The 23,330-nt window shown below is 56.8% G+C and carries 24 protein-coding genes; 15 read left to right on the forward strand and 9 right to left on the reverse strand.

What is annotated here, in order from left to right:
* Nucleotides 1-476: 476 nt before the first annotated feature.
* The 5 genes from ABWV33_RS10385 (at nt 477) to ABWV33_RS10405 (ending at nt 6,236) form a co-directional block, all read left to right on the forward strand.
* Nucleotides 477-3,284, forward strand: coding sequence for a [protein-PII] uridylyltransferase family protein (locus tag ABWV33_RS10385; protein WP_353330580.1), 2,808 nt, complete (start codon nt 477-479; stop codon nt 3,282-3,284).
* Nucleotides 3,259-3,534 (forward strand): hypothetical protein, encoded by a 276-nt coding sequence (locus tag ABWV33_RS10390; protein WP_113824516.1) that lies wholly within the window; start codon nt 3,259-3,261, stop codon nt 3,532-3,534. Before ABWV33_RS10385 ends, ABWV33_RS10390 begins: the two co-directional genes overlap by 26 nt.
* Before the next feature lie 126 nt (nt 3,535-3,660).
* A complete protein-coding gene (locus ABWV33_RS10395; RefSeq protein WP_113824515.1) occupies nt 3,661-4,449 on the forward strand; it encodes a DUF6778 family protein in 789 nt (262 codons plus the stop codon).
* Nucleotides 4,450-4,488: 39 nt separating this feature from the next.
* The gene (locus ABWV33_RS10400) at nt 4,489-5,700 is read left to right on the forward strand and encodes an RSP_2647 family RNA methyltransferase (protein WP_353330583.1); all 1,212 of its coding nucleotides are present in this window, start codon (nt 4,489-4,491) and stop codon (nt 5,698-5,700) included.
* Entirely contained in the window at nt 5,697-6,236 is a 540-nt protein-coding gene (locus ABWV33_RS10405) for an RSP_2648 family PIN domain-containing protein (RefSeq protein WP_353330585.1), read from the forward strand. The genes ABWV33_RS10400 and ABWV33_RS10405 overlap by 4 nt, the downstream gene beginning before the upstream one ends.
* Here the strand turns inward: ABWV33_RS10405 and ABWV33_RS10410 are convergent.
* The gene (locus tag ABWV33_RS10410; protein WP_121996985.1) at nt 6,233-6,922 is read right to left on the reverse strand and encodes a M48 family metallopeptidase; all 690 of its coding nucleotides are present in this window, start codon (nt 6,920-6,922) and stop codon (nt 6,233-6,235) included. The genes ABWV33_RS10405 and ABWV33_RS10410 overlap by 4 nt on opposite strands.
* A gap of 131 nt (nt 6,923-7,053) precedes the next feature.
* Between ABWV33_RS10410 and ABWV33_RS10415 the strand changes: the two genes are divergently transcribed.
* Nucleotides 7,054-7,518, forward strand: a complete 465-nt coding sequence (locus tag ABWV33_RS10415) for a hypothetical protein (protein WP_353330587.1) — start codon at nt 7,054-7,056, stop codon at nt 7,516-7,518.
* A 96-nt stretch (nt 7,519-7,614) separates the two neighbouring features.
* On the opposite strand, the gene ABWV33_RS10420 is transcribed toward ABWV33_RS10415, so the two are convergent.
* The 5 genes from ABWV33_RS10420 to ABWV33_RS10440 form a co-directional block, all read right to left on the reverse strand.
* The gene (locus ABWV33_RS10420) at nt 7,615-8,799 is read right to left on the reverse strand and encodes a vWA domain-containing protein (protein WP_353330589.1); all 1,185 of its coding nucleotides are present in this window, start codon (nt 8,797-8,799) and stop codon (nt 7,615-7,617) included.
* Between the two features lie 4 nt (nt 8,800-8,803).
* A complete protein-coding gene (locus ABWV33_RS10425) occupies nt 8,804-8,971 on the reverse strand; it encodes an apolipoprotein acyltransferase (protein WP_113824509.1) in 168 nt (55 codons plus the stop codon).
* A 6-nt stretch (nt 8,972-8,977) separates the two neighbouring features.
* Nucleotides 8,978-10,345 carry a DUF2927 domain-containing protein gene (locus tag ABWV33_RS10430; protein WP_353330591.1) on the reverse strand — a complete coding sequence of 456 codons (1,368 nt, stop codon included), beginning with the start codon at nt 10,343-10,345 and terminating at the stop codon, nt 8,978-8,980.
* Nucleotides 10,342-10,731 (reverse strand): GNAT family N-acetyltransferase, encoded by a 390-nt coding sequence (locus ABWV33_RS10435; protein WP_113824678.1) that lies wholly within the window; start codon nt 10,729-10,731, stop codon nt 10,342-10,344. The genes ABWV33_RS10430 and ABWV33_RS10435 overlap by 4 nt, the downstream gene beginning before the upstream one ends.
* 246 nt (nt 10,732-10,977) lie before the next feature.
* Complete coding sequence (locus ABWV33_RS10440; protein WP_353330593.1) at nt 10,978-11,823, reverse strand: AAA family ATPase; 846 nt, start codon at nt 11,821-11,823, stop codon at nt 10,978-10,980.
* 528 nt (nt 11,824-12,351) lie between these two features.
* On the opposite strand from ABWV33_RS10440, the gene dksA reads away from it, so the two are divergent.
* Nucleotides 12,352-12,774, forward strand: coding sequence for an RNA polymerase-binding protein DksA (gene dksA, locus ABWV33_RS10445; protein WP_113824677.1), 423 nt, complete (start codon nt 12,352-12,354; stop codon nt 12,772-12,774).
* Between the two features lie 75 nt (nt 12,775-12,849).
* Nucleotides 12,850-14,028 carry an FAD-dependent monooxygenase gene (locus tag ABWV33_RS10450; RefSeq protein ID WP_353330595.1) on the forward strand — a complete coding sequence of 393 codons (1,179 nt, stop codon included), beginning with the start codon at nt 12,850-12,852 and terminating at the stop codon, nt 14,026-14,028.
* Here ABWV33_RS10450 and xth read toward each other — a convergent pair whose 3' ends face one another.
* Both xth and ABWV33_RS10460 read right to left on the reverse strand, forming a co-directional pair.
* Nucleotides 14,029-14,832, reverse strand: a complete 804-nt coding sequence (gene xth, locus ABWV33_RS10455; protein WP_353330597.1) for an exodeoxyribonuclease III — start codon at nt 14,830-14,832, stop codon at nt 14,029-14,031. It abuts the gene before it with no gap.
* A gap of 73 nt (nt 14,833-14,905) precedes the next feature.
* On the reverse strand, nt 14,906-15,229 hold the full coding sequence (locus ABWV33_RS10460; RefSeq protein WP_113824504.1) for a HesB/IscA family protein: 324 nt from the start codon (nt 15,227-15,229) through the stop codon (nt 14,906-14,908).
* Between the two features lie 76 nt (nt 15,230-15,305).
* Here ABWV33_RS10460 and ABWV33_RS10465 point away from each other — a divergent pair, with 76 nt between their 5' ends.
* The 7 genes from ABWV33_RS10465 to ABWV33_RS10495 all read left to right on the forward strand — a co-directional run bounded on the left by ABWV33_RS10465 (nt 15,306) and on the right by ABWV33_RS10495 (nt 22,203).
* Nucleotides 15,306-16,460: a deoxyguanosinetriphosphate triphosphohydrolase gene (locus ABWV33_RS10465; protein WP_353330599.1), complete on the forward strand. Its 1,155-nt coding sequence runs from the start codon at nt 15,306-15,308 to the stop codon at nt 16,458-16,460.
* Nucleotides 16,461-16,538: 78 nt separating this feature from the next.
* Nucleotides 16,539-18,284 carry an arginine--tRNA ligase gene (argS, locus tag ABWV33_RS10470; protein WP_113824502.1) on the forward strand — a complete coding sequence of 582 codons (1,746 nt, stop codon included), beginning with the start codon at nt 16,539-16,541 and terminating at the stop codon, nt 18,282-18,284.
* A gap of 81 nt (nt 18,285-18,365) precedes the next feature.
* Nucleotides 18,366-19,442 carry an SPOR domain-containing protein gene (locus ABWV33_RS10475; protein WP_353330601.1) on the forward strand — a complete coding sequence of 359 codons (1,077 nt, stop codon included), beginning with the start codon at nt 18,366-18,368 and terminating at the stop codon, nt 19,440-19,442.
* Nucleotides 19,439-20,446, forward strand: coding sequence for a beta-N-acetylhexosaminidase (gene nagZ / locus ABWV33_RS10480; protein WP_353330603.1), 1,008 nt, complete (start codon nt 19,439-19,441; stop codon nt 20,444-20,446). Before ABWV33_RS10475 ends, nagZ begins: the two co-directional genes overlap by 4 nt.
* Nucleotides 20,436-21,230, forward strand: a complete 795-nt coding sequence (locus ABWV33_RS10485; protein WP_113824499.1) for a segregation and condensation protein A — start codon at nt 20,436-20,438, stop codon at nt 21,228-21,230. Before nagZ ends, ABWV33_RS10485 begins: the two co-directional genes overlap by 11 nt.
* A 31-nt stretch (nt 21,231-21,261) precedes the next feature.
* Complete coding sequence (gene scpB, locus ABWV33_RS10490) at nt 21,262-21,867, forward strand: SMC-Scp complex subunit ScpB (protein ID WP_353330926.1); 606 nt, start codon at nt 21,262-21,264, stop codon at nt 21,865-21,867.
* An 81-nt stretch (nt 21,868-21,948) separates the two neighbouring features.
* A complete protein-coding gene (locus ABWV33_RS10495; protein ID WP_113824498.1) occupies nt 21,949-22,203 on the forward strand; it encodes a hypothetical protein in 255 nt (84 codons plus the stop codon).
* On the opposite strand, the gene ABWV33_RS10500 is transcribed toward ABWV33_RS10495, so the two are convergent.
* The gene (locus tag ABWV33_RS10500) at nt 22,172-23,326 is read right to left on the reverse strand and encodes an MFS transporter (protein ID WP_353330605.1); all 1,155 of its coding nucleotides are present in this window, start codon (nt 23,324-23,326) and stop codon (nt 22,172-22,174) included. The two genes, ABWV33_RS10495 and ABWV33_RS10500, sit on opposite strands and share 32 nt — an antisense overlap.
* Nucleotides 23,327-23,330: the final 4 nt, after the last annotated feature.

The following is a 23,330-nucleotide window of genomic DNA, read 5'->3' on the forward strand; positions in this document are numbered from 1 at the left end:
GCTACCGTTTCCCTGACTCATCCGCAAGCTGGCGAGGGACAAGTGTGATACAGCTTGGACTGCAGTGTTCGCGTGGTCGGCGGATCAAAACGCCTGATCTGGTGTCGCGGCGGCGTGGCCACGCGATCACGGGAATTGATCCGCTCATTGAAGGTGCCGGCACCGTATTCCAACTGTTGCAGGGGACCGGGTGTGGGGGGCGGCCGCGCATTTGAGGCTTTTTTGTTCGCGGTTTCGAACTTTTTCAACCATGTATCCATGACGTTGCCGCATTCCCCAGTGATGACGCTGTCGGCCTTGATCTGGGCCCCGGTGCTCACTTTGCCAAAGTGGGTGCATTGATTTCATTGGGCCAGTGTCGTGGCGTATGTTGGGTCGGGAATGATTTTGATTTACCTTGACGAACAACGATTTTCCATCTTGTTTCCTTTCTTTGTCGCATTGACCTGCCTCGGTGGGCTGCGCAATTTGGCGACATGAGCAACCTGTTTGAAATCACCCGCCTTCCACGTCCTTTTGATGCAGATCTGGGGGCGGACGCGCGCGCCTTGGTGCCGGATGCAACGGGGGACTTGGCCCTGTTGATCGAAGGAGTTGGCGGGTCGAGCCCTTATTTGAAGAACCTGATCGGACAAGAACGTGATTGGATCCTACCAGCGTTGGCGGATCCAAATGCGGCGATCGAAGCCGTGTTTGCTGATTGCAAGGGGCTGGCCCCGGATCAGTTAAAGCCGGAATTGCGACGGGCCAAGCGGCGCGTGGCGTTGGTGACCGCTCTGGCGGATATTGCCGGGGTTTGGCCGTTGGAACGGGTGACCGAGGTGTTGACCGACTTCGGGGCCCTGGCGGCGGATGTTGCGGCCAAATCTGAGCTGGCAAATCTGATTAGACGGGGCAAAGTGCCGGGTCAATCCGAGGATGATGTTGAAACCGCTGCCGGGATGGTGATCCTGGCCATGGGCAAGATGGGCGCGCACGAGCTGAACTATAGCTCGGACATCGATATGATCGTGCTGTTTGATGAAACCCGTTATGATCCGGATGATTTTTATGAGGCGCGCCAGTCTATGGTGCGCGCCACCCGGAACATGTGCGCCACGCTGAGCGATAAGACAGCCGATGGGTATGTGTTTCGCACCGATCTGCGTTTACGCCCGGACCCTGCGGTCACGCCGGTCTGCATGGCGATGGAAGCGGCCGAGCGGTATTATGAAAGCCTGGGGCGGACATGGGAACGCGCGGCTTACATCAAGGCGCGCCCCTGTGCAGGGGACATCGAGGCAGGGCACCGCTTTCTTATGACGTTGAAGCCATTCGTGTGGCGGCGGCATTTGGATTTTGCCGCCATTCAAGACGCCCACGATATGCGGCTACGGATTCGTGAAAACAAAGGCACCGGTGGGGCGCTGAACATTCCGGGCCATGATATGAAGCTGGGGCGGGGGGGCATCCGAGAGATCGAGTTTTTCACCCAGACGCGGCAGTTGATTGCAGGCGGACGGGATCGGGATCTGCGTCTGCGTGGCACAGTCGAAGGCTTGACGGCGTTGGCCTCCAAAGGCTGGGTGCCGGATGAGGTGGCGGTAAAATTGAGTGACCATTATCGCGCCCATCGCGAGGTCGAGCATCGCATTCAGATGGTGCATGACGCCCAAACCCACAAGGTGCCCAATTCCGAGGAAGGCATTGAACGCATCGCCTGTTTGATGGGGGTGGATCGCCAAGAGTTGATAGCGGATCTGACTGCGCGGCTGACCGAAGTGCACGAATTGACCGAAGGATTCTTTGCCCCAGATGCTGGTGCTGTGGTTAAACCAGAGCCGATCAAGGTGGAATTTGATGCCTCGGTTCTGGCACGGTGGACAACGTACCCTGCGTTGCGATCAAGCCGGGGTGCCCAGATATTCGAACGGTTGAAACCGGAGTTGCTGTCCCGTTTGGCGCGGACTGCCAAGCCCGAAGAGGCGCTGTTGGCGCTGGATGGGTTTTTGGCAGGTCTTCCGGCCGGGGTGCAGTTGTTTTCCCTGTTCGAGGCCAATCCGCAATTGATTGATCTGCTGATTGATATCGTTGGTACTTCGCATGCGCTCGCCAATCATCTGTCGCGCAATGCCTCGGTATTTGACGCGGTGATCGGGGGGGCATTTTTTGAGCCCTGGCCGGGTCTTGAGACGCTGACACAAGAGTTGAAAGAGTTGTTGGGTGCTGAAGCGGATTACGAGACCCAATTGGACACGGCGCGCCGGTGGACGAAAGAGTGGCATTTCCATATTGGTGTGCACCATTTGCGCGGTTTGATCGACGCAGCAGATGCGGGGGCGCAGTATGCTGAATTGGCGCAAGCCGTGATTGATGCGATCCTGCCGATTGTGACCGATCAGTTCGCGCGTAAACATGGGCCGCCTCCGGGACGGGGGCCGGCTGTGCTGGGCATGGGGTCGCTGGGGGCGTCGCGGATCAATGCCATGTCTGATCTGGATATGATCGTGATCTATGACCCACTGGATCAGGAGGGGTCGGACGGCAAACGCCCCTTGTCCACACGACCCTATTATGCCCGTCTCACGCAGGCGTTGATCACGGCGCTGAGCGCGCCGATGTCTCAGGGGCGTTTGTATGAAGTCGACATGCGGTTGCGACCCTCTGGAACCCAAGGGCCAGTGGCAACCAGTTTGGCCAGCTTTACCGCTTATCAGAGCGATCAGGCTTGGGTTTGGGAACATCTTGCGTTGACGAGGGCGCGGGTTGTGGCTGGCAATGCAGAGCTGGGTGACGATTTGGAAAGTTTCCGCCAAGAAGTGTTGGCCAAGCCCAGAAAGACCGGAAAGGTTCTGCGCGACGTTCAGGATATGCGCGACCGACTGTCGGCGGCGAAACACCCGGCAGGGGTGTTGGATGCCAAAACCGGGGCGGGACGGATGATGGACATCGAACTGGTCGCTCAAGCCGGTGCCTTGCTTGCGGGGCTTGCGGCACGGGATGTGCATTCGGGGCTGGAGGGGGCCGTCGCTGTTGGATGGTTGAATGTCGCGGACGCTCAAACGCTCAAGGACTGCTACGATCTATGCTGGTCTGTGCAAACTGCGGCGCGGTTGCTGTCCGGCAAGGCGATTGAAGCAGATAAGATTGGCGAAGGTGGGGCCGCCTTTTTGTGCCGCACCACTGGGTATGACAAGATAGAAGACCTGCAAGCGGCGCTTGTGCAGAGCTATGACACCGCGGCAGCGGTGATCGCCAGGGTCATAAAGGAGGCCGCAGATGAACCAGACCAAGGACCCGATTGATCAAAAAGGCCTGATGATTGAGGCGTATAGAATCGAGGGAATCAATGACTCTCAGTGCCGCAGCATTTTTCTGGACTGGGCGTTGAGTCTGCCGGAAGGGGTCGCCCAGCGGGACGCCATTGAAACACTGATTCAACGCCATGCAGATGATGCGCCAGATCACCCGATGAGCGCTGTTTTAAAGGCTGGATTGACGACGATGACCTCCCCAAAGCGCCGGGGTGGTTGGCGATCCCGTGAGCGCAACTAGGACGCGAAAAAAGAAATCACCGCTAAATCGAGCGGAAATTGTCTAAAAGTTGCCCCAATTGGGCGGCAAACCTTGGATGTCAAAACAACGGGAATGCGTCTCGGGGTTTGTTCAAGGAGAGAGACAATGAAATCCATGCAAAAGATCCTACTTGCGGGTTTGGGGCTGGCTGTCTCGGCATGTACCGCCGTAGACGTGCCAACCCGGAACGTTCCGTTCGAGCAATTGCCAACATCGGCTGTATCCGCGCCTGTGGGATACCAATCCACAGAAGTGGGCCGGGCTTCGATTGACGCCACCTCTTTGGCGCCGATCTCGAGCGCCTCGGCCGCTGCCAATGCAGCACCTGTGCAAAGCGGAGCCACATCATTGGCCGCGCCTTTGCAATTACACCCGGGTCATGCGCCTGTAACGGTCAAATCCGTTTCGGTTTATGTGCCACGCTCGCTGAAAGTGTCTGAAGCCAACCGATACCTGCCGCGTGGTGACATTGTCTGGCGCGAAGACCCAATCGGCGACCGTCACGCTCAGGTTCAGAAAATCGTTCAGGACGCTCTGTCAAAAGGGGTTGCCGGGTTGAATGGTCCGGTCGAAGTAAACTTGGCTGTGAATCTGGTTCGCTTCCATGCGTTGACCGAAAAGGCGCGTTATACCACGGGTGGCGTTCATTCGATCACCTTTGATCTGGCGCTGGTCGATCCAAAAACCGGTGAATTCCTGACAGAGCCCCGGCAAGTGCGCGCAGATCTGGATGCCTTTGGTGGCCAGCAGGCGATTAACGCTGTAGCCCATGGTCAGACCCAAAAGGTGCGTATTTCAAACCACTTGGCCGAAGTGATCCGGCAGGAGTTGAGCAAGCCCGAGGGCTATGAAAACGCAAGCCTTGGCTTTTTCCAGGTTTTGAACAACCTCTGAGGCTTTCCCATACCCAAGAATTTCCGTAAGAGGGCGCTTATGACAGCGCCCTCATCTTCTTTTGCCCGCCCCACTGTTCGCATGAAACCGAAAACCAATGCGCGTGCCGTGCGCCATGGTGCCCCTTGGGTTTATGCCAATGAAATCGTCACCGACCGCCGGACCAAGAGCATTCCGGCTGGCGCATTGGCCGTGCTCGAGGATGAAAATCGTGCACCGCTGGGATTGGTGGCGTTTAACCCCGATTCCAAAATTATGTGCCGAATGCTGGATCGCGATCCAGCAGCCGAGCTGAATGTGGCATGGTTTCAGGCCCGCTTGCAGCGTGCGCTTGAGATGCGGGAGCGTTTGTTTGATGCACCGTTCTATCGTCTGGTTCATGCGGAATCGGACGGATTTCCCGGTGTGATCATCGACCGCTTTGGTGATGCCTGCGTGGTTCAGCCGAATGCAGCCTGGGCCGAAGTGCACCTAGAGGCGCTGACCGAAGCTTTGGTCGCGGTCACTGGGGTGAAGACTGTTCTCAAGAACGCGTCGGGTCGGACCCGTGGGTTGGAAGGTCTGGATGACGTCAATGCTGTATTAATTGGCAGCGCGCCTGACGCCCCTGTGCCGGTGCCGATGAATGGTGCGACCTATATGGCCGACCTGACAGGTGGTCAGAAAACCGGCCTGTTTTATGACCAGCGTCCGAACCACGCCTTTGCTGCGCGGTTGGTCGCGCCGGGTGCGCGGGTATTGGATGTGTTTTCCCATGTGGGCGGTTTTGGTCTGGCAATGCTGGCGAATGGAGCGGCCGAGGCGATTGCGGTTGACGGTTCTGCTCCTGCGTTGGCGTTGGCTGCGCAAGGCGCTGAGGCGTCGGGCGTTGGCGATCGGTTTGCCACCCGCCAGGGCGATGCGTTTGATGTGTTGTCTGCTTTGTCGGCTGAGGGCGAGACATTCGATGTGGTTATTTGTGATCCACCTGCCTTTGCGCCTTCGAAACAGGCGCTTGAGGCTGGTTTGCGCGCCTATGAGCGGGTTGCGCGGCTGTCGGCACAGTTGGTCAAGCCGGGTGGTTATCTGGGGCTGTGTTCCTGTTCTCATGCGGCGGACCTGAGCAAATTTCGCACGGCGTCGGCGCGTGGCATTGGACGGGCAGGTAAGTCGGCGCAATTGCTGCACACCGGATATGCAGGCGCGGATCACCCGCAATTGCCGCAACTGGCTGAAAGTGGCTACCTCAAAGCGGTGTTTTTTCGACTGTGAAGGTTGTTCTGGACACCTGCGTTCTGTTCCCAACTGTGATGCGCGAGATGCTGATGGGGGTGGCTGATTTGGGCCACTTTACCCCGCTTTGGTCAACGCGGATCTTGGGTGAATGGGCGCGGGCGGCTGTCAAGCTAGGCCCAACGGGCACGATGCAGGCGGAAGCCGAGATTGCCTTGCTGCGCGCGGCTTGGCCCGCAGCTGAATTGCCGCCAGCCCCGGGGGTTGAGGCGCGGCTGTGGTTGCCAGACCCGGCGGATGTACATGTTCTGGCAACGGCGATTTCCGGCTCTGCAGATCTGATCGTCACCCTGAACGCCAAGGACTTTCCGCGTCGGACCCTGTCTGAAGAGGGTTTAGACCGCATTGATCCTGACGCCTTCCTTTGCAATTTTTGGCGTGAGGACCCGGAAAGTGTCGCGCTTGTTGGTGCAAAAGTGCTGGCCGAGGCACGCCGATTGTCGGGGGATGCGTGGGATATGCGCCCGCTTTTGAAAAAGGCGCGCTTACCACGATTGGCCAAGGCACTGGGTTAGCCTTGGGTTTTCCACCGATTTTCGAGGGTTTCCAAAGCCGCAATCCGTTCGGCGGTTTTAGGGTGGCTCATCAACCATGCAGGCGAAACGCCGGCCCGGCTTTGGGTCAGTTCTTCGAGTTTTAAGAACAGGCTTTTTTGCGAGGCAATCCCAATCCCGGCTTTGGTCAGCAGGGCGGCGGCATATTCATCGGCCTCATATTCATCGCTGCGGGACAGGCGCGCCATCAACAGCGAGGCGGTCATATTGGCGATCCACACTCCGATAAAGGGAATGTAGCGCCCCAACACCATCGCCAACGCGGTGCGCAGGGCGTTCTGGCCCGAAAAATCGATCATGCGGCGGCGCGAATGACCCAAGGCCACATGGCCTAGCTCGTGAGCAATGACCGAGCTCATCTCAGCCGCGCTGACGTCGCCTGCTTGGAATTTGCGATAGAACCCTCGGGTGATAAATATACGCCCGTCTGGTGCGGCCAACCCGTTCACCGGGTCGATTTCGTAGATGAACACAGGAATACGTGTCAAACCAAGGGCAGCGGCCATCTGATCGGTCAGCTGTTTGAGCTTGGGATCAGCGAGTTCCGTCGATTTGGCATCCAGATCTTTATGAGTCCGCCAGACCGAAAACCGGTACATGGCAAGGGCATAGAGGATCGCCAGAAGGATCGGGGTAAAACGCAACATGGGTTAGATATGGTGGTACGGACGGGGCAAAGCAATCCCATTGCAGTGGATCATGTTCAGGTATTGTATTTTCCTAAGGTGCTCTCTAATCAAAGTTTGGTTGTGTTTTAGGTGTGTGAATTGGGTAGAGCATGAGAAATTTCATTCAAAAAATGTACGTTTTGTGTCTACGCCTTTTTGGATTATATGGATTTTGTTTGTTTGGGTTCTTCATTTTTGGGGCGGCCACGGTCCCGGAGAATTTACAGGCGCATGTGGCGTTCTGGCCTGCTGTCGGACTTGCTATTGGACTTAACGTTGTTTTGGCGATACCGCCTGCAACCCCACGATGGCTGAGCCGCCCGCCGAATGCCTTAGTAGGCGGTGCCTTGTTCTTTTTTGTGAGCGTTCCTGCCACCGGGTACTTTCTCACTGGGGTTTATGTGGCAGGAGCTACTTTTCCAGATGGAATTGAAGGAATGGTTTGGCTGGAAAATCTTCTGTGGTTTCCAGTCTACTTAACTGGGGCGGTTAGCTTGGCGGCTCTGTTCTTAGGATCTATGCCAAAGGAAAGAGGTGGTGCCCCTGATGTTTCCCGCCGCGAGAGCAGCACCTAAAAATACGTCTGCGCTAACTGCGAACGGTTTGAACGCAGTGGAATATTCTTGGACTAACCCCAGTAGAGGCAGGGCATAAGTTTTCGATTTGACCCTTTACCGCGTCAGATCCCGCATGCCCTGTTCCAACCCAGACAAGGTCATCGGCACCATGTTGGCTTCAAAGATCTCTTTGATCATGCTGATGGAGTGGGTGTAATCCCAGTATTTTTCCGGCACCGGATTGATCCAGAGGTTGGATTTCCACTGTTCACGTGCGCGCTGTAGCCAGACTTGACCGGCTTCGGGGTTCCAGTGCTCATTGGCTCCGCCGGGATAGGCGATCTCGTACGGGGACATTGAGGCGTCGCCCACAAAGATGCATTTGTAGTCAGGCCCGTAGGTGCGCATGATTTCGTCGGTCGAGGTTTGTTGATCCCAACGGCGGCGATTGTCGCGCCAGACACCTTCGTACAGGCAGTTGTGGAAGTAGAAATACTCCAGATGCTTGAACTCGGTCCGGGCGGCTGAAAACAGCTCTTCCACGACTTTGATATGGGGATCCATCGAGCCGCCAACGTCGAGGAACAACAACACTTTGACTGCGTTGTGGCGTTCGGGGCGGGTTTTCACGTCCAGATAGCCGTGTTCGGCGGTGGCCTGAATGGTACCGTCCAGATCCAGCTCTTCGACCGCGCCTTCGCGGGCCCAGCGACGTAGACGTTTCAGGGCGACTTTGATGTTGCGGGTGCCCAGTTCGACGGAGTCGTCCAGATTTTTGAATTCGCGTTTGTCCCACACTTTGGTGGCGCGCTGGTGGCGGCTTTCTTTTTGTCCGATCCGCACGCCTTCGGGATTGTAGCCATAGGCCCCAAAAGGAGAGGTTCCGGCGGTGCCGATCCACTTGTTGCCGCCCTGATGGCGACCTTCTTGTTCTTTGAGACGCTCGCGCAGCGTTTCCATCAGCTTGTCAAAACCGCCCAGCGCCTCAATTTCAGCCTTTTCTTCGGCTGAGAGGTGCTTTTCAGCCATCTTTTCCAGCCAATCGCCCGGAATATCGACAGCTTCCATCACGTCCTGAAACGAGATGTCTTCGAGGCCCTTAAAGCTGGCGGCAAAGGCGCGGTCAAACTTGTCGATGTTGCGTTCGTCTTTCACCATCGACACACGCGCGAGGTAATAGAATGCCTCGACGTCATAGGTGGCCAACCCAACCTTCATCCCCTCCAGAAATGTGAGGTATTCCCGCAGGCTTACGGGGATACCAGATTTTCGGAGGTTTTCGAAGAAAGGTAGGAACATTGGCTCACATCATCAGACGGTGGATTAACAATGTTGCTATCATCCCAACCAAGGAGAAAGCAATTGCATAGCCCGCTGCATACTGGGCGATATCCGCCTTTGTGCCGCTACGTTTCTTGGCGCTCATGCCGCCGAGAAAGGCACCCAGCAGTGCCATCCCAATGATAATCATGCGTGTTTATCCGCCCAACTTGTTGTGGGGGTTCAGGGATGCAGCCTCTTGCATCTTGGCACGAACCGCCCAATCCGAGCCAAACCCGTAGCGTGCCCATCCCAGACTGTCCAGCCTGACAGACCCGGCTTGCTGTGGCTTTCCGGCGAGGTCCAATGCCTCGGCTTTCAGCAACATCAGAGTCGATAGCAGGGCGGCATTTTCGGATTGGCGAGCGACTTTCAGGTTGGGTTCGATCTGGCGTAGCGCAGTGGCGCTGTCACCGCGAGAGATCGCATAGGCCGAAGTCTGGGTGGTGATATAAGCGCGGTGCAGTTCAGTTCCCGGCGTCTGGGCAAGAAAGTGCAGGGCGGTTCCGAAATGTTGTTGGGCCAATTCAGGGTCACTCAATTGGGTCATGCGCCCAAGCATATAGTGGCTAAAGGCCCGGCGGTGGTCTTTCCATCCCAGGTTCTGCGCGATGTTGGTTGCGGCGCTTGCCGCGTTGCGACGGGTTTGGGGTGTCGCGCCGGGGCCCAGCGCGGTCTGGACCGCATCGATCCAGTTGCGCGGTGTCAGGGCGACCGGTTCGGGTTGTATATTGGACCCAGCCGGATTCATCCGTGCGAGCAGGTCAGGCAAGATCGCGGCTACCTCGCTGCGGGACATGCCTGTGCGCAATTCGGGCGCATATGTGGCCTGTAGGATCAACATGTCAAAGCCGGTCAGAACCGTATGCACGTTGTCATCGTTAAAGACCGAATCCGGAAGGCGGTAGAGATCGTTTAGGGGACCAATGGCCTGTGCGAGTTCTTCGTGCAGGCAATCGCGTACCTCTTGCGGGCTGGCGTCATAAGGCAGGAATATGCCCAACCGTTCGCGTTTGCGCAGTAGAGACCAGTTTGTTTTAGGCTTGCGTCGGTCGCGTCGGAATTCAGCAAGGCTGGAAACATTGGGAACAACGAAACACGCTGCTTGCGGTAGGGCCTCGCGGATGTCATCGCGGCTGACGGCTTCGATCGTGATGCGCGCCTGCCCACCGCTGACTTGTTGGATGTCGATCCCGGCTTCGCGTCGCAAACGGTCAATCAGACGCGTGAGATCGGCTTGTAGATTAGGCGGTGGTGAGCCGGTAACCCGGACGCTGATCGGAGCCTCGAATCTGGTGAAAACGGGCAGGGCGCGGCCGCTTTCCAGTTCGAAATGAAGCGACAGAAAATCCGCTGCGATATTGGCGTTCGAGCGCACCGGCCGGGACGGGCTGGGCGAGGCGAAAGACTTCATTGGCGGCAGGGTGCTGTCCGAGATCTGAGCCCGCGTCGGCGGGTCTTCAAGCGGGACAGTGTTACAGCCTGCGGCAACAAGGCCCAGAATAAGGACTGAGCGACGGATCATGGGCGCTGATACCGGATAAACGGCGTTTGCTTGCCGATGCGGTCATACAACTTGCGCGCCGTTTCGTTGAAATCTTGGGTCAGCCAATACACCGAGGGGCATTCTTTTTTGTCAGCCGTATCATAAACCGCTTGGATTAGGGCCCGACCAACACCGGTGCCACGGGTTTCGGGGCGAGCATAGAGGTCTTGCAGATAACAGGTATTCTCAATCTTCCAGGCGTGACGATGGAACAGGAAGTGGGTGAGCCCCACAAGGGCGCCGTCTTGTTCTGCGACGAGGCAGGAAAAATCTTGGGGATCGTCACCGATGAGGCGCTCAAAAGTGGCGTCATACACGGCGTCGGGGACAGAAGTCTCATAAAATGCCAGATAGTCCGTCCACATTTCGGCCCAAGCGGCGCGATCTGTGGTCCGCAGGTCTCGTACAATCGGAGCATTGGTCACGGGAAAAATCCTAAATCGGTAAAAGGTATCAATCTGCTACTTTTGCGGATCGTTCACGGCCGTTTTATGGTGGCATTCTGGCGGTGCCAAGGCAAGGGACCATGCACCATTGATTTACAATGAAAAAAGGCGGAGAAAATTCCCCGCCTTTGTTTAACTTTCCATGAATCGCTCGGTTTTCCGAGCTTACCGTTGGCCGCGCGCCATAAAGGCAAGGCGTTCGAACAGGTGCACATCCTGTTCGTTCTTCAGCAGAGCGCCATGCAATTTGGGCAATGCGTTGGTGCCATTCTTTTTCAGATCGTCTGCAGTCAGATCTTCGGCCAGCAACAACTTGAGCCAATCCAGCACCTCGGAGGTTGAGGGCTTTTTCTTGAGCCCGGAGGTTTCACGGATCTCATAAAACTGGGTCAGAGCGGTGGTGAGCAGTGCTTCTTTGATCCCCGGGTGATGCACTTCGACGATTTTGCGCATGGTGGCGTCGTCAGGGAAACGGATGTAGTGAAAGAAGCAGCGGCGCAGGAACGCGTCTGGCAGCTCTTTTTCATTGTTCGATGTGATGATGACGATTGGGCGCTGACGGGCTTTAATGGTTTCACCGGTCTCATAGACGTGGAACTCCATCTTATCGAGCTCTTGCAGCAGGTCATTGGGGAACTCGATGTCTGCCTTATCGATTTCATCGATCAGAAGAACAACTTTCTCATCCGCTTCAAAGGCCTGCCAGAGCTTACCTTTTTTGATGTAATTGGCCACGTCGTTGACGCGCTCGTCGCCGAGTTGGCTGTCGCGCAACCGGCTGACGGCGTCATATTCATACAGGCCTTGCTGTGCGCGAGTGGTGGATTTGATGTTCCATTCGATCATCCGCAATCCAAGGGCGCTGGCAACCTGTTTGGCCAGTTCGGTTTTCCCTGTGCCCGGCTCGCCCTTGACCAAAAGGGGCCGTTCCAGTGTGACAGCGGCATTGACCGCGATGGTCAGATCGTCAGTTGCCACGTAATCGGCGGTGCCCTGGAAGCGTGCAGTCATCAACTGGCCCTCATCTTGTTCTAGTGTTTCGTGCGCCGGACGGGCGCGTTAGGGACACGAGGTAAATGGGTGGCGCGTTTTTGACAAGATGCGTCGCTGCGTCGAGAATCGAAACAATTTGGCTGAAGGGGCCGTTTTATCCTGAGCGGGCAGCGTTGGCGTCCGACCGTAATTGCAAGCGCTTTCAGGGCGCTTTTTGCCGGGTGTTTCGTAGGGCAGGCCGACTCTAGGTTGAAAACAGTCTGTTTCAGTGCACGGTATTGGTTGGTTCATGTTTGCTGGCGGTAGTTGGTGCCGTTACGTCACTTTGATGCCAGTATTCGAATGTTAAGGAAACAGTGCATAAAAACAAAGTGTTCGGCGCAATGTTCAGGAACTATCAACTTGAAACCCGCTACAGCTGCTTGGATGGGGCTTTGTGTAGTGACAATCACGAATTGGTCGGATAAATGCTGCGGCAGAAGGGGGAGCCAAATGTCTGGGGATTTTAAGATGACGGACGTTGCTGGCCATACCGAGGGAGCCACTATGAAGCAGGAAACTATTCTGCCGGACGACTACCGCCCGGCTGAAAGTGAACCGTTTATGAATGAGCGACAGGTTGAGTATTTTCGCCGTAAGCTCTTGAACTGGAAGAACGAACTGTTGGAAGGAAGCCGCGATACAATCGAAGGCCTCCAAGATGGGACGCGCAATATACCGGATGTTGCAGATCGTGCCAGTGAAGAAACAGATCGTGCGCTTGAACTGCGCACCCGGGATCGCCAGCGTAAACTTGTTGCAAAAATCGATGCTGCCATGCGCCGGATCGACGAGGGGGAATACGGATATTGTGATGTGACTGGCGAACCCATTTCGCTGAAACGTCTAGATGCCCGCCCGATTGCAACGATGAGCTTGGAAGCGCAGGAGCGTCACGAGCGTCGCGAAAAAGTTCACCGCGACGATTAAGTTCGTTCTAAACCGCGACAAAATGCAAAAACGCCGGGGCCTGTTGCCTCGGCGTTTTTGCGTTAAAGGGGGTGTATGGAACTACAAGATCACAAAATCATAGTTGTCGGCGCCGGAATCGGGGGGCTGACTGCTGCTTTAGCGCTGAGGGCGCGTGGGGCGGATGTTACTGTTTTTGAACAGGCAGAGGCGATCACCGAGGTAGGGGCCGGATTGCAAATCAGCCCCAATGGGCGCGTGGTTTTGCGGGCACTTGGTTTGGAAACAGCTTTTGATCAGGTCTCGGTGCAGGCGCAGTCTGTTGTTTTGCGCGATTACCGGCGTGCGGCAGAGGTTCTGCGGCTCGATCTTGCGAAATACGCGGCAGAGCAGGTGTTTTCCTTTGTTCATCGCGCGGATCTGATTGATGTCTTGGCCAGTGCGGTGCGCGCAGCTGGTGTGCATGTGCGGTTGTTGCAAAAGGTGGAGCGGGTCGAAAATGGCCCTAAGCCGGTGCTGCATTTGGCCAATGGTGCACAGGTTCAGGCCGATCTGATCATTGGTGCAGATGGATTACACTCTCCAACAAGGGCAGCGCTGAATGGGGCGGACGCCCCCTTTTTCACCGGACAGGTGGCCTGGCGTACGATTGTCCCAAACACAGTGAACTTGCCGAACGAGGCAAATGTGTTCATGGGGCCGGGGCGGCACTTGGTTTGCTATCCTTTGCGCGGCGGATCAGTTGTGAACATCGTGGCCGTGCAGGAAAAGGCGGAATGGGCTGCCGAAGGGTGGCATCACGTCGATGATCCGGAAAACCTGCGTCGGGCCTTTGCTGGGTTCCAAGGCGTGGCGCGTGCGTTGTTGGATCAGGTCGAAGATGTGCGCCAATGGGGTCTGTTTCGCCATCCGGTGGCGGATGTCTGGCAGCAGGGGCGTTTGGCCATCTTAGGCGATGCGGCGCACCCGACACTGCCCTTTATGGCGCAGGGCGCGAATATGGCGTTTGAAGACGCTTGGGTTTTGGCAGATTCATTGGCGACGCAACCAGATATCGAAATGGGTTTGGCGCAGTATCAGGCCCGTCGTCATCAACGGGCCAGTCGGGTGATCGAGGCCGCAAACGGCAACGCGTGGAAATACCATTTGAGCTTCCCACCAGTGCGCGGCTTAGCGCATTTGGCGTTGCGATTGGGTGGTGCAGTTGCGCCAGAACGGATGGTTCGTCAGTTTGATTGGCTCTATGGCTACGATGTGACCGCTGGATCGGGTTGATCAGAAGGTGAGATCAATCCAGACCGGCACGTGATCGGATGGCTTTTCGTATCCGCGAATCTCTGAATCGATTTTGCATTCGTTCAACAGATCTGCTGCCTGTGGGGTGAGCAGAAAATGATCAATCCGGATCCCATCGTTTTTATTCCAGGCACCCGCTTGGTAATCCCAGAATGAGTAGTGACCCGGGCCTTGGGTGCGGGCGCGGAAAGCTTCGGTAAAACCAAGGTTCACAATGCGTTGGAACGCAGCGCGGCTTTCGGGGCGAAACAGCGCGTCCTCGCGCCACGCCTCAGGGCGTTTGGAGTCTTCGGCTTGCGGGATGATATTGTAATCGCCCGCCATCAGAGCCGGTTCCTCGGCGGCCATAAGCTCTTGTGCACGAGCGTAGAGACGCTCCATCCATTTGAGTTTGTAGTCGTATTTCCCACCCTCGACGGGCTTGCCATCGATCAGTTCCACCGGGTTGCCGTTAGGCAGGTATAGCCCGCAGACCCGCAGCGCCTGTTCACCGATAACCGTCGCTTCGATCCAGCGCGCCTGTTCATCGCTGTCATCGCCGGGCAACCCGCGACGCACGTCTTCCAGCGGCAGCTTGGACAGGATCGCAACGCCGTTGAACCCTTTTTGCCCGTGGGTTTCTACGTTGTACCCGCGTTCTTCGAACAGCTCGCGAGGGAATCCTTCGTCGACGGATTTGATTTCCTGCAACAGGACCACATCGGGCTGGGCTGTATCTAGCCAAGCTGGCAGAGCCTGCGCACGCGCCTTGATACCGTTGATGTTGAAGGTTGCAATTTTCATGGCGGTGTCCCCGGATTAGCACGCCCGACGATGTATCCCCCAACTTACGTCAGGGGGCAAGGCGCAGGGGCACCTACATCGAGAAAGACGTGCCGCAGCCGCAAGATGAGGTGGCATTGGGGTTTTCGATCACAAAGCGCGCGCCGATCAATTCTTCGGTGAAATCAATCACCGCGTTTTCCAGAAATGGCAGGGACACGGTGTCGACGACGACCTGTTGGCCCTGACCTTCGAGGATCAGATCATCGGCTGCCGGGGCGTCCAATGCGATTTCATATTGGAAGCCAGAACAACCGCCGCCCTCGACGGCAACGCGCAGGGCTTGCCCCTGATCGGCGGCACCAATTTCGGCCAAACGTTCGAACGCGCGGTCGGTGACTTTGGGGGGCAGGTTCACGGCGGAACTCCAATGTTTCTTTATGCTTCGCTGTACAATATAGAAAGTGCAAGGACAGGCGACAAGGACAGACCTCATGAGAGCGGCCTTTGCCTCGGATCCCGCACGTGCCAGGGGACGGCTCGTACCGGAGGAAGAGAGTAGTTTTCGTTCCTGCTTTCAGCGGGATCGGGATCGGATTATTCACGCCAGCGCGTTTCGCCGGCTCAAACACAAAACACAAGTTTTTGTGGAACATGAGGGTGACAATTATCGCACCCGCCTGACCCATTCCATCGAAGTGGCGCAGGTCGCGCGGACCATTGCTGGCGCCTTGGGGTTGAATGTGGAACTGACCGAGGCGGTCGCATTGGCGCATGATCTGGGCCATACCCCGTTTGGACACACAGGCGAGGATGCATTGCATGAGCTGATGGTGCCCTACGGTGGGTTTGATCATAACGCCCAGGCGATCCGCATCGTCACCTCGTTAGAACGCCATTATGCCGAGTTTGATGGGTTGAACCTGACGTGGGAAACGCTGGAAGCCATTGCAAAACACAATGGCCCTGTTGTGGGCGATCTGCCGTGGGCCTTGGCCGAATGCAACGCTGCTCTGGATTTGGAGTTGCACACCCATGCCAGCGCAGAAGCGCAGGTGGCGGCTTTGGCAGATGACATAGCCTACAACAATCACGATCTGCATGACGGATTACGTGCGGGACTGTTCAGCGATGCTGAAGTGGCAGAATTGCCGATCGTTGGTTCAGCTTATGCCGAGGTGGACAGGTTGTATCCGGGGATTGATGAAAATCGCCGCCGTCACGAGGCGCTGCGCCGAGTGTTTGGTGTCATGGTGTCGGACGTCATTCAGACTGCACAGGCTTTGCTGGCGGGGTCTGGGGCACAAAGCGTCGAGGATATTCGAAACTTGGGCTATTCCGTGGTTCAGTTCTCGCCTGAGGTCTGGGCGCAGCTGAAAGAAATCCGTACCTTTCTGTTTACGCGCATGTACCGCGCCGCGCCGGTGATGGTGGTGCGAGCTGAGGTGTCCAAAGTGGTCGAAGATTTGTTCCCGATTTATCTGAATGACCCTAAACAAATGCCGGAACGCTGGCACGAGGAGATCGAGGCGGCGACCTGTGAAACCGCGTTGGCGCGGATCGTTTCGGATTATATCGCCGGGATGACGGACCGGTTTGCCCTGCAGGATCACGCGCGTTTGACTGGATCAGACCCAAACCGGGTGTGATCTGTACGCAAACGGCTTGGTTCCATTGACCTTAGCGCCGCGCGTGTTAAACCGCCGAGCAAGCAAAAGGACGCCAAAATGAACCTGTTTTCCGAGATCCGCAGCCTCGTGCTGGATGCGCTGGCCGCAATGCAAGCCGAAGGTACCCTGCCTGAGGGGCTCAGCTTTGACAATGTTGCCGTCGAACCGCCCCGCGATGCGGCGCATGGGGACATGGCGACCAATGCAGCGATGGTTTTGGCTAAGCCAGCCAAGATGAAACCACGCGATATTGCCGAAGCTCTGGCAGCCAAGCTGGCAGGAGATGATCGCATCACCGGTGCCGAAGTGGCCGGACCGGGATTCTTGAACCTGCGTTTGTCCGCTACTGTCTGGCAGGGGGTTTTGGCAGCCGTTCTGGATCAGGGGACCGCGTTTGGTAAATCCGACATGGGTCAGAACCGGAAGGTGAACGTGGAATACGTATCCGCCAACCCAACCGGTCCGCTGCATGTGGGACACACGCGAGGTGCGGTGTTTGGCGATGCTTTGGCGAGCTTGCTGGACTATGCTGGCTATGACGTCACCCGTGAATATTACATCAACGATGGTGGTGCTCAGGTCGATGTGTTGGCGCGGTCTGTCTATCTGCGCTACCTCGAAGCGCACGGTCAAGAGGTTGCTTTCGTCGATGGTACCTATCCTGGTGATTACCTTGTCCCGGTTGGGCAGGCGCTGAAAGATAAGGTGGGCGATGCCTATCTTAATCAGCCCGAAGATGTGTGGCTGGCTGATGTTCGCGAATACGCGACCGAAGCAATGATGGACCTGATCCGGGCCGACCTGGCCCAGTTGGGCATCAAGATGGACAAGTTCTTTTCGGAAAAATCGCTGTATGGCACCGGTCTGATCGAGGCGGCGCTGAAGTCGTTGGATGACAAGGGGCTGATTTACGAGGGTGTGCTTGAGCCCCCGAAGGGCAAAAAGCCCGAAGATTGGGAACCCCGCGAACAAACTTTGTTCAAGTCGACCGAGCACGGTGATGACGTGGATCGTCCGGTTAAAAAATCTGACGGCGGCTGGACCTATTTCGCGCCGGATATCGCGTATCACTACGACAAGGTCAGCCGTGGCTTTGACGAGCTGATCGACGTGTTTGGGGCCGATCATGGCGGATACGTCAAGCGGATGAAGGCGGCGGTTTCGGCTCTGTCCGGGGGCACGGTCCCGCTGGATATCAAACTGACCCAGTTGGTGAAGCTGTGGAAAGACGGTGAACCGTTCAAGATGTCCAAACGGGCAGGGACGTTCATTACCCTGCGCGATGTGGTGGATCAGGTTGGTCCCGATGTGACACGTTTTGTAATGCTGACCCGCAAGAACGATGCCTCGCTCGACTTTGATTTCGACAAGGTGTTGGAGCAGAGCCGCGAGAACCCCGTGTTCTATGTTCAGTATGCCCACGCGCGGGTGATGAGCGTACTGCGTCGTGCTGCAGAAGCCGGGATTGCAGCGGATGAAGCGACGTTGAAATCAGCCGATCTGAGCAAGGTTAATCACGAGGCAGAGCTGGTTGTTGCCAAGAAACTGGCAGAATGGCCACGCTTAGTTGAGACTGCTGCGCGCACCAATGAACCCCATCGGGTCGCCTTTTATCTATATGAATTAGCAGGGGATTTTCACGCATTGTGGAACCGGGGCAACGAATTGACCGAGCTGCGATTCATCCAAGATGGCGATGCAGCCACAAGTCAGGCAAAAATGGCACTGGCACAGTCTGTAGCCGTTGTTATTTCTGCGGGTCTTGGTATTCTAGGTGTCAATCCGGCGCAGGAGATGCGGTAATATAAACCGCCCGAAACCGCCGGTCTGAGGCAGACATAAGACAACCTTGGCGCATTGACGCACGAGGGCAGTGAGGCGGACATGGCGAGTTTTGACTACACGGGGCAGGTTGCTCCGCAACAGGTGCATTATACCTATCAGATGCCCCCACAAGGGGCGCCTGAGCCTCTTTATGAAGCTGATGATCACGATGCGTTGGGCCATAGTGGGCCGGCTACATCCGGCTTTGCTACAAGCCGTATGGTCACCCTGTTGGGTGCGGTTGGATCGCTTGCACTGGTTGTTGGTATCGGCATTTGGGGGTTTAAACTGGTGGCGCGTGACGTCAGCGGCGTTCCAGTTGTGCGGGCGATCGAAGGTCCGATGCGCATTCAGCCCGAAAAACCCGGTGGTACGCCTGCGGACCATCAGGGGCTTGCGGTGAACAATGTTGCGGCGCAAGGCACGGCAGCTGCACCTGCAGACCGGTTGATGCTGGCTCCGCGGCCGGTGTCGTTGGCGGAAGAAGATGCGCCGATGGGGGAACTTGCAACAACCCAGGTCGCCCTGAACGAAGTTGGTGAAAATGCGTTAGACGCATTCCGCAATGGGTCCATCGACGAATTGGTGGCAGAATTGACGGAAGGGGTTGAACCTTTGTCGCTCGTAGATGCGGCGTTGCCTGAAGCACAGGTTGCAGGGATTGTTCAGCCAGAACCATTGGCGGCGATTGATCCCGCGGATCTTGTGGCGCAGCAGCCAGCGATCGCGTTGCTGGATGAACCGGGTGTACAGCGATCCTTGCGCCCTCGCGTCCGTCCGGCCCGTGTTGTGCAGGCCTCGGTCAGTTCATCTACATTGAACGAAGCGATCAATTCTGCTGTTGCCACTGCGGCCAGCCTGGATATCGATGCCGAAAGCCTGCCAGTTGGCACGCGATTGGCGCAGCTTGGCGCCTATGACAGCCCTGAAATCGCCCGCGCGGAATGGGATCGGCTCAATGCCCGGTTCGGCGATTACATGGATGGCAAAAAACGGGTTGTGCAAAAAGCCTCCAGCGGGGGTCGCACTTTTTATCGTCTGCGGGCCATGGGTTTCGACGGGCTGAGCGATGCACGCCGGTTCTGCTCGGCGCTGGTTGCTGAAAAAGCGGATTGTATACCGGTTACGACGCGATGAATTTCGGCGCCACAATTCTGGATGCAGATGGGTTTCGGCTGGCATCTGACGAAAAGGCGCTGTTCCGAGAAGTGAACCCATTTGGGTTCATTCTGTTTGCGCGCAACATAGATACAGCGGATCAAATCCGCGCCCTATGCGGTGACTTCCGCGAGGCGGTTGGCTGGCACTGCCCAATTACAATCGACCAAGAAGGCGGGCGTGTTCAGCGCCTGCGCGCGCCGCTGGCACGGGTTTGGAAAGCCCCGTTGGATCATGCTGCACAAGCAGGCGAACACGCTGAGAGGGCGATGTATCTGCGGTATCGGTTGATTGCACATGAACTGCATGCCTTGGGCATTGATAGCAATTGCGCGCCCATGGTGGATATTGCGCAGCCAGAAACCCACGCGTTTTTGCGCAACCGCTGCTATGGGAACATGGCGGATACTGTAGCCCGTCTTGGGCGTGCCGTTGCGCAGGGGCACCTGGACGGTGGCGTCTTGCCGGTCGTGAAACACATTCCGGGCCATGGGCGTGCGACTCAAGACAGCCATTTTGATTTGCCCCATGTAACGGCGGATCTGGAAGAGCTTGAAGACACAGATTTTGCGCCGTTCCGAGCGTTGAATGACCTGCCTTTGGGGATGACGGCGCATTTGGTCTATGATCAGATTGATGCTGCACCTGCTACAATTTCGGCACCGATGATGGACGTGATCCGGGAAAATATCGGCTTTGACGGTTTGATCATGACCGATGATATCTCGATGAAGGCGCTGAGCGGGTCGTTAGGGGCTTTGTCCCGCCAAGCGATCGAGGCAGGCTGTGATGTGATTTTGCATTGCAACGGAACCTTGTCTGAGCGCGCCGAGGTCGCAAACGCGGCAGGGCTCATGACCGATGCGGCACAGATGCGGGCCGAACGGGCCATTGCAGCACGGTTGACCCCTGAAAACCTTGACACAGTGGCCGCCGAAGCGGAACTATCTCGCCTTATGGGCGGGCAGGTGTATGACGGATAACCTTTTTTCGGACGATCAGGTCTCGGTCGCCGAGCGACTGGCGGCCGAAGCGCTGATTGTCGATGTTGACGGGTTCGAGGGCCCGTTGGATGTGTTGCTGTCTTTGTCGCGCACGCAAAAGGTAGATCTGCGCCGGATATCCGTGTTGGACTTGGCGCGACAATATCTTGCCTTTGTCGAACAGGCCAAGGCGTTGCGTATCGAATTGGCAGCGGATTATCTTGTGATGGCGGCGTGGCTTGCGTTTTTGAAGTCGCGATTGCTTTTGCCGCCGGATCCCAGCGAAGAAGGCCCGACCGGTGCTGAATTGGCTGCACATCTGGCGTTCCAGTTGGAACGATTGCAGGCGATGCGCGATTCAGCGGCGCGCTTGATGGCCCGGGACCAACTGGGGCGAGACTTTTTTGCGCGTGGTCAGGGGGAAGACATCACCAAAATCCGAACGGTGACATACTCCGCGACCCTGTTGGAGTTGATGCAGGGCTATGCGCGTATCCGAACCCGTGATGAATTCCGCCCCTTTGTGATGGATCGCGATTCGGTGTTTACCATGGAAGAAGCATTGGAACGTATGCGGGGATTGATCGGTTTTGCCGGGTCGTGGACGGATATGATCAGTTATTTGCCCGAAGGGTGGTCCGGTGATCCGACACGCCGTCGATCTGCGACCGCGGCCACTTTTGCCGCCTCGTTGGAACTGGTGAAAGAGGGGCATCTGGAGATCAAACAATCAGAAAGCTTTTCCCCAATCCATCTGCGGAAAAGGGAGCAAAAGCGTGAGTGACACCGGACAAAGCCTGTTCGAAGCGCCCCCAATGGCCGAACAGGAACGCATGGTCGAAGCGGTTCTGTTTGCCAGCCCCGAGGCGGTGACGGTCAAGGAACTGGAACAGCGCATGCCCCATGGCTGCAATGTGGCTGAAGCGCTGATCCATCTACAAACCCGGTACGAGGGGCGCGGCGTAAGGGTTATTCGCATCGGCGACACATGGGCCATGCGCACTGCACCTGATCTGGGCTTTCTGATGCAAAAAGAAACGGTTGAGCAGCGCAAGCTGAGCCGCGCAGCCATCGAAACCTTGGCGATCATTGCTTATCACCAACCAACGACACGCGCCGAAATCGAAGAAATTCGCGGCGTGTCGGTGTCGCGTGGAACGATCGATCAACTTTTGGAGATGGAGTGGATTCGTCTAGGGCGGCGGCGTATGACTCCGGGGCGTCCGGTGACATTTGTTGTGACGCCTCAGTTCTTGGATCATTTCGGGCTGGAAAGCGCACGTGATCTGCCGGGCTTGAAAGAACTGCGCGCCGCAGGACTGTTGGAAAACAGACCCCCGCCGGGGATGTTTCCGTTGGGGACAGCGCGGGATGATGACGATGAGGATGATGAGCAAAGCGAACTTTTCGAGGATCCTTAATGTAAATGCCCTGAAAACGGCGCATTTTCACACTATTTTATGAACCACGAGTGGTTCGGGCAGCGACACAGGATATCTGACATGAACATGAATCAAGTCATCAATATGGTCATTCGCACCGTTATGCGGCGGTTGGTCAACTCTGGTATCAACGCGGGTATGGATGCGGTTGCAAACCGGGGGCAGCGCAAAAACAAATCCCATCATGATATGGATGCTGAGTTAGGCATCAAATCTGCACCGCAGCAACAGCCCTCGGCCGAGCGGTTGGCAAAGCGGGAAATGCGTCAGGCTCGCCGGGCAGCTAAGGCTGCACAGCAGGCGACCCGGATGTAACCGACCGGCGCAGGCTTAGGGCTTCGACCGCTTCGATAAGACAGAGAAATGCTGAAGCGGTTAAGCACCCGATGAGACCAAACTGAGAAAATAGTACGGATCCGATAAACGGGGACAAGAACACGCACAGATAAGTGACTGTGCTGTTCAATCCCATTATGGCACCGCGTTGGATCGGATCCAGGGCCGTCAACCGCGCCACCACGAGATTCAGCGCGAGGTGTTGGCCAATGCCCCAGAAGAATGCAAATCCCACCAACCCCAGGTAACTAGTTGAAGCTAAGCCCATCAGGCCATAGCTGACCGCGACCATAGTAAACAGCGGCGTCGTTGCACGGGCAAGACCCACCCGGTCTAGAAGCGGGTCCACCAGCACCGCCAGCCCGAATCCGATTCCATAGCTGAGCGAGATTGCACCTGCCATCGCGCTGGTGCCGTGCAAGACTTCGGTCACATGGATGCCCATGAAGAAGTACGACGTGTAAAAAGCGGTCATGATTAGGGATACAGCGGTTAACGCACGTCTCAGGCCCGGGACCCGCAAGGCGCTAAGTGGCGATGTTAACCGACCGCTGCCCACACCCATAGTACGCAGAGGCGAGGACAGCACCCACAGCAGGGCCGCAGCAGCCGTTAAAACGGCATAAACCGCACGCCACCCTACCAGATCCGTTGCATAGGCCGAGACACTGACACCAAGCACTAGCGATACAGTCCAGCCGGTCAAAACTGCGCCTGTCACTTGCGCTTCGCGCCCTGCAGGAGCGATCGAGGCGGGCAGGGCATAAATAGCGGGCAGAGCGATCCCGGACGCGACCCCACAGAGCGCCTGTGCAACGATCAAGGCAATCAGAGTTGGTGCCCAGGCGCTGGCCGCCAAGCCGAGCGCTAATCCAATCAGGGCTAGGCGCAACATACGCCCAGCACCATAGCGATCAGACAGGGGGGCAAGGGTCAGTGCTGCGAATGCGGTGCCAAGCCCATAGGCGCTGGCGGCATGCATGACTTGGGCTGCCGGTACGCCCAGCGTTTGACCCACGGCAGAGACAATCGGCGCAAGGAGAAGTGAATTCGCCCCGATGATACCGATGGAACTGAGAAGAATTAGAATCGGCGCCCACATGTAC

This window comes from Phaeobacter sp. NW0010-22 (assembly GCF_040365955.1).
In the GTDB taxonomy this organism is placed as follows: domain Bacteria; phylum Pseudomonadota; class Alphaproteobacteria; order Rhodobacterales; family Rhodobacteraceae; genus OMPR01.

What these genes read in the sequence shown, in the direction of transcription:
- ABWV33_RS10385 (WP_353330580.1), top strand. Translation starts at nt 477, where the DNA reads ATGAGCAACCTGTTTGAAATCACCCGCCTTCCACGTCCTTTTGATGCA.
- ABWV33_RS10390 (WP_113824516.1), top strand. Translation starts at nt 3,259, where the DNA reads ATGAACCAGACCAAGGACCCGATTGATCAAAAAGGCCTGATGATTGAG.
- ABWV33_RS10395 (WP_113824515.1), top strand. Translation starts at nt 3,661, where the DNA reads ATGAAATCCATGCAAAAGATCCTACTTGCGGGTTTGGGGCTGGCTGTC.
- ABWV33_RS10400 (WP_353330583.1), top strand. Translation starts at nt 4,489, where the DNA reads ATGACAGCGCCCTCATCTTCTTTTGCCCGCCCCACTGTTCGCATGAAA.
- ABWV33_RS10410 (WP_121996985.1), bottom strand. Translation starts at nt 6,922, where the DNA reads ATGTTGCGTTTTACCCCGATCCTTCTGGCGATCCTCTATGCCCTTGCC.
- ABWV33_RS10415 (WP_353330587.1), top strand. Translation starts at nt 7,054, where the DNA reads ATGAGAAATTTCATTCAAAAAATGTACGTTTTGTGTCTACGCCTTTTT.
- ABWV33_RS10420 (WP_353330589.1), bottom strand. Translation starts at nt 8,799, where the DNA reads ATGTTCCTACCTTTCTTCGAAAACCTCCGAAAATCTGGTATCCCCGTA.
- ABWV33_RS10425 (WP_113824509.1), bottom strand. Translation starts at nt 8,971, where the DNA reads ATGATTATCATTGGGATGGCACTGCTGGGTGCCTTTCTCGGCGGCATG.
- ABWV33_RS10430 (WP_353330591.1), bottom strand. Translation starts at nt 10,345, where the DNA reads ATGATCCGTCGCTCAGTCCTTATTCTGGGCCTTGTTGCCGCAGGCTGT.
- ABWV33_RS10435 (WP_113824678.1), bottom strand. Translation starts at nt 10,731, where the DNA reads ATGTGGACGGACTATCTGGCATTTTATGAGACTTCTGTCCCCGACGCC.
- ABWV33_RS10440 (WP_353330593.1), bottom strand. Translation starts at nt 11,823, where the DNA reads ATGACTGCACGCTTCCAGGGCACCGCCGATTACGTGGCAACTGACGAT.
- dksA (WP_113824677.1), top strand. Translation starts at nt 12,352, where the DNA reads ATGAAGCAGGAAACTATTCTGCCGGACGACTACCGCCCGGCTGAAAGT.
- ABWV33_RS10450 (WP_353330595.1), top strand. Translation starts at nt 12,850, where the DNA reads ATGGAACTACAAGATCACAAAATCATAGTTGTCGGCGCCGGAATCGGG.
- xth (WP_353330597.1), bottom strand. Translation starts at nt 14,832, where the DNA reads ATGAAAATTGCAACCTTCAACATCAACGGTATCAAGGCGCGTGCGCAG.
- ABWV33_RS10465 (WP_353330599.1), top strand. Translation starts at nt 15,306, where the DNA reads ATGAGAGCGGCCTTTGCCTCGGATCCCGCACGTGCCAGGGGACGGCTC.
- argS (WP_113824502.1), top strand. Translation starts at nt 16,539, where the DNA reads ATGAACCTGTTTTCCGAGATCCGCAGCCTCGTGCTGGATGCGCTGGCC.
- ABWV33_RS10475 (WP_353330601.1), top strand. Translation starts at nt 18,366, where the DNA reads ATGGCGAGTTTTGACTACACGGGGCAGGTTGCTCCGCAACAGGTGCAT.
- nagZ (WP_353330603.1), top strand. Translation starts at nt 19,439, where the DNA reads ATGAATTTCGGCGCCACAATTCTGGATGCAGATGGGTTTCGGCTGGCA.
- ABWV33_RS10485 (WP_113824499.1), top strand. Translation starts at nt 20,436, where the DNA reads ATGACGGATAACCTTTTTTCGGACGATCAGGTCTCGGTCGCCGAGCGA.
- scpB (WP_353330926.1), top strand. Translation starts at nt 21,262, where the DNA reads ATGGCCGAACAGGAACGCATGGTCGAAGCGGTTCTGTTTGCCAGCCCC.
- ABWV33_RS10495 (WP_113824498.1), top strand. Translation starts at nt 21,949, where the DNA reads ATGAACATGAATCAAGTCATCAATATGGTCATTCGCACCGTTATGCGG.
- ABWV33_RS10500 (WP_353330605.1), bottom strand. Translation starts at nt 23,326, where the DNA reads ATGTGGGCGCCGATTCTAATTCTTCTCAGTTCCATCGGTATCATCGGG.